At 62.9% G+C, this 8,855-nt stretch carries 11 protein-coding genes and 1 pseudogene; 7 read left to right on the forward strand and 5 right to left on the reverse strand.

Translation table 11 applies throughout. The annotated features are described in order from the left end of the window. Both HP546_RS21210 and HP546_RS21215 read left to right on the forward strand, forming a co-directional pair. Positions 1 to 395, forward strand: a pseudogene (locus HP546_RS21210) (aconitate hydratase); the annotation flags it as partial. A 139-nt stretch (positions 396 to 534) separates the two neighbouring features. Further along, positions 535 to 2,100, forward strand: a complete 1,566-nt coding sequence (locus tag HP546_RS21215) for a PAS domain-containing methyl-accepting chemotaxis protein (protein WP_172229123.1) — start codon at positions 535 to 537, stop codon at positions 2,098 to 2,100. Between the two features lie 57 nt (positions 2,101 to 2,157). Here the strand turns inward: HP546_RS21215 and HP546_RS21220 are convergent, their stop codons facing one another. From HP546_RS21220 to HP546_RS21240, 5 genes are all read right to left on the reverse strand, one after another. Continuing rightward, positions 2,158 to 3,042 (reverse strand): pseudouridine synthase, encoded by an 885-nt coding sequence (locus HP546_RS21220; RefSeq protein WP_172229125.1) that lies wholly within the window; start codon positions 3,040 to 3,042, stop codon positions 2,158 to 2,160. Between the two features lie 51 nt (positions 3,043 to 3,093). Beyond that, on the reverse strand, positions 3,094 to 3,402 hold the full coding sequence (locus HP546_RS21225) for a transcriptional regulator (protein WP_172229127.1): 309 nt from the start codon (positions 3,400 to 3,402) through the stop codon (positions 3,094 to 3,096). 65 nt (positions 3,403 to 3,467) lie between these two features. Then, a complete protein-coding gene (locus HP546_RS21230) occupies positions 3,468 to 3,899 on the reverse strand; it encodes a D-Ala-D-Ala carboxypeptidase family metallohydrolase (protein ID WP_172229129.1) in 432 nt (143 codons plus the stop codon). Between the two features lie 107 nt (positions 3,900 to 4,006). Then, positions 4,007 to 4,246: a glutaredoxin family protein gene (locus tag HP546_RS21235; protein ID WP_172229131.1), complete on the reverse strand. Its 240-nt coding sequence runs from the start codon at positions 4,244 to 4,246 to the stop codon at positions 4,007 to 4,009. 73 nt (positions 4,247 to 4,319) lie between these two features. Then, the gene (locus tag HP546_RS21240; protein WP_172229133.1) at positions 4,320 to 5,528 is read right to left on the reverse strand and encodes an ammonium transporter; all 1,209 of its coding nucleotides are present in this window, start codon (positions 5,526 to 5,528) and stop codon (positions 4,320 to 4,322) included. A 312-nt stretch (positions 5,529 to 5,840) separates the two neighbouring features. On the opposite strand from HP546_RS21240, the gene HP546_RS21245 reads away from it, so the two are divergent. From HP546_RS21245 to HP546_RS21265, 5 genes are all read left to right on the forward strand, one after another. Beyond that, positions 5,841 to 6,155 (forward strand): YqjD family protein, encoded by a 315-nt coding sequence (locus tag HP546_RS21245; RefSeq protein WP_172229135.1) that lies wholly within the window; start codon positions 5,841 to 5,843, stop codon positions 6,153 to 6,155. A gap of 9 nt (positions 6,156 to 6,164) precedes the next feature. Further along, positions 6,165 to 6,539, forward strand: a complete 375-nt coding sequence (locus HP546_RS21250; protein ID WP_172229137.1) for a phage holin family protein — start codon at positions 6,165 to 6,167, stop codon at positions 6,537 to 6,539. Next, the gene (locus tag HP546_RS21255) at positions 6,536 to 6,865 is read left to right on the forward strand and encodes a hypothetical protein (RefSeq protein ID WP_172229139.1); all 330 of its coding nucleotides are present in this window, start codon (positions 6,536 to 6,538) and stop codon (positions 6,863 to 6,865) included. The genes HP546_RS21250 and HP546_RS21255 overlap by 4 nt, the downstream gene beginning before the upstream one ends. A 91-nt stretch (positions 6,866 to 6,956) precedes the next feature. After that, positions 6,957 to 8,288 carry a deoxyguanosinetriphosphate triphosphohydrolase gene (locus HP546_RS21260; protein WP_172229141.1) on the forward strand — a complete coding sequence of 444 codons (1,332 nt, stop codon included), beginning with the start codon at positions 6,957 to 6,959 and terminating at the stop codon, positions 8,286 to 8,288. 286 nt (positions 8,289 to 8,574) lie between these two features. Further along, positions 8,575 to 8,855 (forward strand): response regulator transcription factor (locus HP546_RS21265; protein WP_172229143.1); only part of this gene is annotated, 281 nt, incomplete at its 3' end.

Genomic DNA, 8,855 nt, shown 5'->3' on the forward strand with positions numbered 1-8,855 from the left:
TGGTGGTGATCGCCGGCCAGGAATACGGCACCGGCTCAAGCCGCGACTGGGCGGCCAAGGGCACCAATCTGCTGGGGGTCAAGGCTGTGCTGGCGGAAAGTTTCGAGCGCATCCACCGCTCCAACCTGGTGGGCATGGGTGTACTGCCGCTGCAGTTCACGGCCGGGCACGATCGCAAGCAACTGGGGCTGACCGGGAACGAGAAAATCGATGTATTAGGCCTGGACAGCGCGCAAATCCGTCCCGGCATGAGCCTGCCCCTGCGCATCACCCGCGCGGATGGGCAGCAGGAGCAGATCGAGGTGCTGTGCCGGATCGACACCCTGAACGAGGTTGAATACTTCAAGGCGGGTGGAATTCTGCATTATGTGCTGCGCCAACTGATCGCGGGCTGAGGCGGCAGGTCTGGCTCTGGATTCCAGGTGCTCCTGAGATCGGGCGCCGCCTGCGCGGCGCTCGATCTGACAAAAATATCCATTCAACAAAAGCCGTGGCTTGCCGATACCTCTCCAAAGCCCTGCGGACTTACAAGCCATGCGTAACAACCAGCCGATTACCCAGAGAGAACGGACTTTCCCTGCCCAGCAGCGGTTGATCTCCACCACCAATGCCAAAGGCGTGATTACCTACTGCAACGATGCCTTCATCGATATCAGTGGTTTCACCCGCGAAGAGCTGACCGGCGCACCGCACAACCTGGTCCGCCATCCCGACGTTCCGCCTGCCGTGTTCGCCCATATGTGGCAAACGCTCAAACAGGGCCAGCCGTGGATGGGGATCGTCAAGAACCGTTGCAAGTCCGGCGACCATTACTGGGTCAACGCCTATGTCACGCCGATCTACGACAACAACCAGGTCGTCGGCTTCGAGTCGGTGCGGGTCAAACCCACTGCCGAACAGATCCGTCGCGCCGAGGCGTTGTACCAGCGCCTCAACCAGGGCAAGCCGGCGGTGCCGCGCCGTGACAAGTGGCTGCCCGTGCTGCAGGACTGGCTGCCGTTCATCCTGATCAGCCAGATGGGCTTCCTGATCGGTAACTGGCTGGGCCATTCCTGGGGCTTCGCCCTGGCCGCCGGGCTTTCGGTTCCGCTGGGGCTACTCGGCCTGAGCTGGCAGCAGCGCGGCCTCAAGCGCCTGCTGCGCCTGGCCGAACAAACCACCTCCGACCCACTGATCGCGCAGATGTTCACCGACAGCCGGGGCGTGCAGGCGCGCCTGGAAATGGCCATGCTCAGCCAGGACGCGCGCATGAAAACCTGCCTGACCCGCTTGCAGGACAGTGCCGAGCACCTCAGTGACCAGGCCCGTCAGTCCGATGCCCTGGCGCACAAAAGCTCTTCGGGCCTGGAGCGCCAGCGGGTAGAAACCGAGCAGGTCGCCGCAGCGGTCAACCAGATGGCAGCCACCACCCAGGAAGTGGCCAACCACGTGCAACGCACCGCCGATGCCACCCAGGAAGCCAACCGCCTGACCACCCAGGGCCGGCAGATTGCCGGGGAAACCCGCGAAGCCATTGAACGCCTGTCGGCGGCAGTGGGCGAAACCGGCCAGACGGTCACGCAACTGGCCAAGGACAGCGACGAGATTGGTGGCGTGGTCGATGTGATCAAGGGCATTGCCGACCAGACCAATCTGCTGGCGCTGAACGCGGCCATCGAGGCGGCGCGAGCCGGGGAAATGGGCCGCGGCTTTGCCGTGGTGGCCGACGAGGTGCGGCAGTTGGCACAGCGTACCGCTGAATCCACCGGGCAGATCCATGGCCTGATCGCCAAGCTGCAACAAACCGCCAGCAATGCCGTGCTGACCATGGAAACCGGTCACCGCCAGGCGCAGGAAGGGGTCGACCGGGTGATGCAGGCTGACGAAGCCCTGGTGGGCATCAGCGAAGCGGTCGCCAACATCACCGACATGGCCACCCAGATTGCTGCCGCAACCGAAGAACAGACGGCGGTCGCAGACGAGATCAGCCGTAACATCAGCACCATCGCCGAACTGGCCGACCAGACCGCCGAACAGGCGCAGCACTCGGCCCTGCTCAGCGAGGAGCTGACCAGCACGGCGGGTAGCCAGTACTCGCTGGTGGAACGGTTCAACCGCTAAGGGCAGAGCCTGACGTTCGATGCAGGCGCGGGCTTGGCCGCGCCTGCATGTCGCTGCTTACCAATCCAGCTGCAAGCGGCTCTCGAAATAGCGCACTTCCCCGCTCAACGGGTCCTCGAAGCGCAGGCTCTGGGCCAGAAGTTTCAGCGGCCGCTGGTAGTCATCTTCCACCTGTAGCAACTGCGGATAGAACGGGTCGTTGCTGATCCCGGCGCCCAGGGCGGCCATGTGCACACGTAGCTGATGGGTCTTGCCCGTCACCGGCGACAACCCGTAGCGCCACAACTCCCCATTCTTCTCCAGCACTTCGGCCAGGGTTTCGCTGTTGGCCTCCCCTTCTACTTCATGCATGCGGAAGAACGGCTCGCCATGGACCAGGCGGCTTTTGTGCACCAACGGAAACGCACGCTGCGGCATGGCAGCAGCAATGGCCTGATAGCGCTTGTCGATGCGCCGTTCGGGGAACAGCCGCTGGTAGGCACTGCGGGTGTGCGGGTTGGCGGAAAACAGCACAAGCCCGGCGGTATGCCGGTCGATGCGGTGCAACGGCACCAGGTGCGGGTTGCCCAAGCGGCGGATCAGCCGGCGCAGCAAGGTATGCTCGACGTACTCCCCGGTCGGCGTCACCGGCAGAAAGTGCGGCTTGTCGGCCACCACCAGGTGCTCGTCCACGTGCAGCACCACCTCCTGCACCGGAATCGGCCGTTCGTTTGGCACTTCGCGAAAGTAGTGCACACGCATGCCCCGCTTGTAGGGCAATTCGGCCGCAATCGCCCGGCCGCAGGCATCCAGCACGCGGCCACGGGCAAACCGGTCGAGCCACTGGTCCCGGTCGATGGCCTTGAAGTGATCACACAGGCAGTCGAGAACCGTCGCCCAGTTACCGGGTGGCAGGCATACCGTACTGGCTTGCTGGTGGGCGGGGTCGAAAGAGGGGGTCATGGCACTACTCGAAACGATCACGGCCGCGCATTATCGCCCAAGCCCACGCCCTCAACCAGCCTGGGAAATCGCCTCGCTGCGTTCCTTGAGCCAGCGCAGCACCTGCACCGGCTCCCAGCGACCAGGGTCGTAGAGTGCGTAAAGCAACCCCTGGTAACCCACCACGTCCAGCCCACGGTGGTAGCCGGCGCGCTGGAACAAGGCCTCGATTTCGGCAAAGCAGGTATTGAAATGGACCTTGCCAAATGGCGTGCGGTCATCGGTCACCAGGCCTTCGAGGCGCAGTTCCAGAACGGCGTCGGCCACCCGGTCCACGGGCATTCGGTTGACGCTGTACTTGAGTTGCTCGACGTTGAGCATGCTGTTACCTCGATACTGTATTTATATACAGCATACGAACTTCCCCTTGTCGCCGTCAACGTGGCTCATTGCAGCCCCGCCAGGTAGCGGCCGCCCTTACGGATGGTCAACACCTGGCGGCGGGGCGTGCCGCGGGTCACGGACAGATGCACCCACTGGTCGTACTCGAGGATGAGCTGATCGAACGGCACGGCACTTTCGCTGATGCGCCGCACGGTTTCACGCGGGCCGACTTCAATTACCGTGAAATCGGCCGCCAGCCCTTGCACATGCTGGCTATTCGAGGCCCCACCAATCAACCGGTTGACCTTTTCACTGCGAAAAGCGCTACTGATAACGATTGGCGCGCCGAACAGCGAGCGCACCTGCTCAAGCGTCTCACACAACAATTGCAGATTGGCCCTGGCTTCGGGAGGGGGGGTGTTATCGGACCCGTCCCTGGCGGCGAGCTGGGAAAAGGTCATTTCATCGAGCGTGAAATGTGGCGTGATAAGCATGGCGAGCGATTCCGACGATAGAGAGGGTGCCGGCCCTGCTGGGCCGACACCTGATCATCAGCTCGTCTCACGCTGCATGGAGCAGGGTTACAGATCCTCTGCTGCCATCATTGCGCTAGAAACGCCACGACCTGTTCGGCATCGAACGGCCAGTGCAACTCGGCACCGTTATCGCAGCGTCGCAGCACTGGAATGATCAGGCCATAGCGCTCGAACAAGTGTTCGCGTTCAGCGATATCGACCAGCTCCACCAGCAGACCACGGTCGACGAAAGGCATCAGCACCGCCTCGGCCACTTCACACAGGTGGCAACCGAGGGTGCCGAACAATTGGCATTCAGGCAGCATGGGGCAGGTCCCGGTTTGGCATTGAGAAATGCCTATTCTAGGTCTGTCCCGGCCACCCTGCACCTCACCTGGCTCAATCCTGGCTGGTGGCACCAATCCGGTGCAGCGAGAGGTCCGCCCCCTGGAACTCCTGCTCATGGCTCAGGCGCAAGCCATGCACTGCCCGGATCGCGCCGTAAATGGCAAAGCCGCCGGCTAATGCCACCAGCACCCCCATCAGGCTACCCAGCAACTGGCTGCTCAGGCTGACACCACCCATTCCGCCCAGGGCAGCCTGGCCGAAGACACCGCAGGCAATGCCACCCCACACCCCGCACAGGCCGTGCAGAGGCCACACCCCCAGAACGTCGTCGATCTTCCAGCGATTTTGTGCGGCGGTAAATGTCCAGACGAACAACGCGCCCGCGAGCAGACCGGTGGCCAGTGCGCCGATCGGGTGCATCAGGTCGGAACCGGCGCAGATCGCTACCAACCCTGCCAGCGGCCCGTTATGCAAAAAGCCCGGGTCGTTACGCCCGGCCAGCAAAGCAGACAAAGTGCCGCCAACCATGGCCATCAGCGAGTTGATCGCGACCAGGCCGCTGACACCCTGCAGGGTCTGGGCGCTCATCACGTTGAACCCGAACCAGCCGATGATCAGGATCCACGACCCCAGCGCCAGGAAAGGAATGCTTGAAGGCGCAAACGCCACCAGCCGGCCGTCGCGGTAGCGCCCGCGGCGTGGGCCCAGCAGCAACACCGCCGCCAGCGCCAGCCAGCCGCCCATGGCATGCACCACCACGGAACCTGCAAAGTCATGGAACGGTGCTCCGAAACGTGCCTGCAACCAGGCCTGAAGGCCAAGGTTGCCGTTCCAGACCACACCCTCGAAGAAGGGATAGACGAACGCCACGATCAACGCCGTGGCACACAACTGCGGCACAAAGCGCGCCCGCTCGGCAATGCCCCCAGAGATGATCGCAGGGATTGCCGCAGCGAAGGTCAGCAGGAAGAAGCACTTGACCAGCGCATACCCATGGTCGGCAGCCAGCGTTGCCGCCGGCTGGAAAAAATTGACCCCATAGGCGATCCAGTAACCGATGAAGAAGTACACCAGCGCCGAGATGGCAAAGTCGCTGAGGATTTTCGACAAGGCGTTGACCTGGTTCTTGTGACGCACCGTGCCCACTTCGAGAAAGGCGAAGCCTGCATGCATGGCCAGCACCAGAATGGCGCCCATGAGAATGAACAGGGTATTGGAACCGTGGACCAGGGAGTCCATCGCACTATGCATGTTTTCCATGAATCAGGCAGACCTGCTGAAAAGGCACCAGGACAGTTCAAGAACCTGCATCCATGCACCGATTCGGTGCCAGCCCCCTGCCCTGTTTCGGTGTGCCGGGCGGAGCCTGCGTGGTTTTTTCTTGGGTTTGTCGTGGATTGGGTTAAGGTTTATCGGAACCCGCTGCGCTGGCGCCCTGAATCGGCGCAAAAACCGCCTATGGCGCCCCGCAACGTGGCAAAGACTTAGCAAGGCCCATACCAGCATCGGCACTTGAACCTTCCGCGTGTGCTATCACTCGAACTACCAACACTCATCAACAGGGAGAGGCCCATGGCCAGCAAATCGGCAAAGACTGCTCAAGAGATATTGATGGCTGACTTCCAGGCCTTGGTGCGCGACACCGAGAGGCTGCTGGCCGACACCGCCAACCTGGCGGGCGACCAGGCAGACGAACTGCGCGGGCAGATCCACGACCGCCTGGCCCAGGCCCGCGAAACCCTGCAGCTGACCCAGGACTCGGTGCGTGAACGCGGCCAGGCGGCGCTGGGCAGCGCCGAGCAGTACGTGCAGGACAACCCGTGGCAGGCGATCGGAATCGCCGCCGGCGTCGGGCTGTTGATCGGCCTGATGGCTAACCGGCGCTGAGGGGATCCCATGGAGAATGACGCCAACGGCGCCAGCGCCTCGGGCAAGCGCCTGGGCGCGGCCGCGCTGGGGCTGCTGCACAGCCACATCGAACTGTTCGGCATCGAGTTGCAGGAGCAGAAAGGGCGCACCCTGAGCCTGCTGCTGTTCGCAGGCCTCGCCCTGGTTTTTGCCTTGCTGTTGCTTACCGCACTGTCCGGATTGTTGCTGGTGCTGCTGTGGGACAGCTATCGCCTGGCCGGCATCATCGGCCTGTGCGTGTTCTACGGGATGGCCGCGCTGTATTGCGGGATTCGCCTGAAAGCGGCGGTATTCGACGAGTCGTCGCCGTTCGGCGCCACCCTCGAGGAACTCGCCAAGGACCGGGAGCGCCTGTTGCCATGAACCTGCCAGAACTACCCAACACACGTAACCCGCGCGAACTGCGCAAGGCGCTGCTGCGCCTGCGCATGGAAATGCACCGCCAGGAAATCCGGCATGAGTCCGGGCAACTGCTCGAGCCACTGCGCCGCGTGCGCGGCATGGGCAGCTCGCTGCAGGGCGGGCTGGGCATCAAGCATGCGCCGCTGTGGGGGATTGGCGCCGTGGTGGCGCTGGGCTTCCTGACCGGCAAGGGTGTGCGCAGCGGCAACCTGACCCGTCTTGTACGCCTGGGCAGCAGCCTGCTGCCGCTGGTGCGCCTGTACCTGCAAGGCGACCGCCGGCCGTGACCTGAGCGCAGGGCCGCGTTGCGGCCCTTTCGCGAAACAAGGCCGCGCTTGCAGGATATGCTCTGCTCACCGACCTACCGGAGACCGCGCCTTGGAATGGAACACCCTGTTGACCCGCGAACGCCTGGGCAAAGCGTTGTACAGCGCCGATGAGCTCGGCCGCAGCCCTTTTCACAAAGACCACGACCGCATCATCTTCTCCGGAGCATTCCGCCGCCTCGGGCGCAAGACCCAGGTGCACCCGGTTTCCAGCAACGACCACATCCACACCCGCCTGACCCACTCGCTGGAAGTCAGTTGCGTTGGCCGCTCCCTGGGCATGCGCGTTGGCGAAACCTTGCGCGACAGCCTGCCGGACTGGTGCGCGCCCAGCGACCTGGGCATGATCGTGCAGTCGGCCTGCCTGGCCCACGACATCGGCAACCCGCCGTTCGGGCACTCGGGCGAGGACGCCATCCGCCACTGGTTCCAGCAGGCCGCCGGGCGCGGCTGGCTGGACGACATGAGCGACGACGAGCGGGCAGACTTCCTCAACTTCGAAGGCAACGCCCAGGGTTTTCGCGTACTCACCCAGCTGGAGTATCACCAGTTTGACGGCGGCACCCGGCTGACCTATGCCACCCTGGGCACCTATTTGAAGTACCCCTGGAGCGCTCGCCACGCCGACGCCTTGGGTTACAAGAAACACAAGTTCGGCAGCTACCAGAGCGAACTGCCCCTGCTGGAGCAGATCGCCCGCAAGCTCGGCCTGCCGCAGCTGGAGCCCCAGCGCTGGGCCCGCCACCCGCTGGTGTACCTGATGGAGGCTGCCGATGACATCTGCTACGCCTTGATCGACCTGGAAGACGGCCTGGAAATGGAGCTGCTGCAATACGCCGAAGTCGAAGCGTTGCTGCTGGACCTGGTCGGCGATGACCTGCCGGAAACCTACCGCCAGCTAGGTCCAAGGGACTCCCGTCGGCGCAAGCTGGCGATTCTGCGCGGCAAGGCCATCGAGCACCTGACCAACGCCGCCGCCCACGCCTTCGTCGAACAACAGCGGGCCTTGCTGGCCGGGCAGCTGGCGGGCGACCTGGTCGAGCACATGCACGGTCCGGCCAAGCGCTGCGTGCTGCAGGCCAAGGACATGGCGCGCAACAAGATCTTCCAGGACAAGCGCAAGACCCTGCACGAGATTGGTGCCTACACCACCCTGGAAATTCTGCTCAATACCTTCTGTGGTGCTGCACTGGAGCAGCATGGTGGGCGCAGCCCATCCTTCAAAAGCCGCCGGGTGCTGGACCTGATCGGCAACAATGCGCCGGACCCCCACGGTTCGCTGCACAGCGCCTTTCTGCGCATGATCGACTTCATTGCCGGCATGACCGATAGCTACGCCAGCGAAATGGCCCGGGAAATGACCGGGCGCTCCAGCCCGAGCTGAACCTGGCACGGGTGTGGCCTGGGCGTCGCTCGGCGCCGCACCCGTGCATTGCAGGAAACTTCCTACATATACAACGACCAAACTAAACAGCACGAATAAAAACCGCCGAAAAGTTACCAATCTCGCTCTGATATCGAATTGAACACGGCAATTTCGTAGTCTGTTTTGTTTTATCTTGTAAGCCATTTCCCATATGGGGCTAATAGCCCTTCCTCGTATGCCCGACGACTTCCAACTGCGATAAGGTGCTGCCTGCCACCCTCCATCGCCCGCAGGGAAGTTCAACATGCATTCAATATTTATTGTCGACGATCACCCCGTCATCCGCCTGGCTGTCCGTATGTTGCTGGAAAACCAGAACTACAAGGTCGTCGGCGAATCGGACAACGGCGTAGACGCCATGCAGATGATTCGCGAAACCGCCCCTGACCTGGTCATCCTCGACATCAGCATTCCCAAGCTGGACGGGCTGGAGGTGCTTTCCCGTTTCCAGGCCATGGCTTTGCCACTGAAAGTTCTGGTGCTGACTGCGCAGTCTCCCGAGTTGTTCGCCGTGCGTTGCATGCA

It is taken from the genome of Pseudomonas sp. CM25 (assembly GCF_013179705.1).
GTDB lineage: Bacteria > Pseudomonadota > Gammaproteobacteria > Pseudomonadales > Pseudomonadaceae > Aquipseudomonas.

Excerpts from the sequence above, each read along its gene's own strand:
- HP546_RS21215 (WP_172229123.1), top strand. The coding sequence starts at position 535 with ATGCGTAACAACCAGCCGATTACCCAGAGAGAACGGACTTTCCCTGCC.
- HP546_RS21220 (WP_172229125.1), bottom strand. The coding sequence starts at position 3,042 with ATGACCCCCTCTTTCGACCCCGCCCACCAGCAAGCCAGTACGGTATGC.
- HP546_RS21225 (WP_172229127.1), bottom strand. The coding sequence starts at position 3,402 with ATGCTCAACGTCGAGCAACTCAAGTACAGCGTCAACCGAATGCCCGTG.
- HP546_RS21230 (WP_172229129.1), bottom strand. The coding sequence starts at position 3,899 with ATGCTTATCACGCCACATTTCACGCTCGATGAAATGACCTTTTCCCAG.
- HP546_RS21235 (WP_172229131.1), bottom strand. The coding sequence starts at position 4,246 with ATGCTGCCTGAATGCCAATTGTTCGGCACCCTCGGTTGCCACCTGTGT.
- HP546_RS21240 (WP_172229133.1), bottom strand. The coding sequence starts at position 5,528 with ATGGAAAACATGCATAGTGCGATGGACTCCCTGGTCCACGGTTCCAAT.
- HP546_RS21245 (WP_172229135.1), top strand. The coding sequence starts at position 5,841 with ATGGCCAGCAAATCGGCAAAGACTGCTCAAGAGATATTGATGGCTGAC.
- HP546_RS21250 (WP_172229137.1), top strand. The coding sequence starts at position 6,165 with ATGGAGAATGACGCCAACGGCGCCAGCGCCTCGGGCAAGCGCCTGGGC.
- HP546_RS21255 (WP_172229139.1), top strand. The coding sequence starts at position 6,536 with ATGAACCTGCCAGAACTACCCAACACACGTAACCCGCGCGAACTGCGC.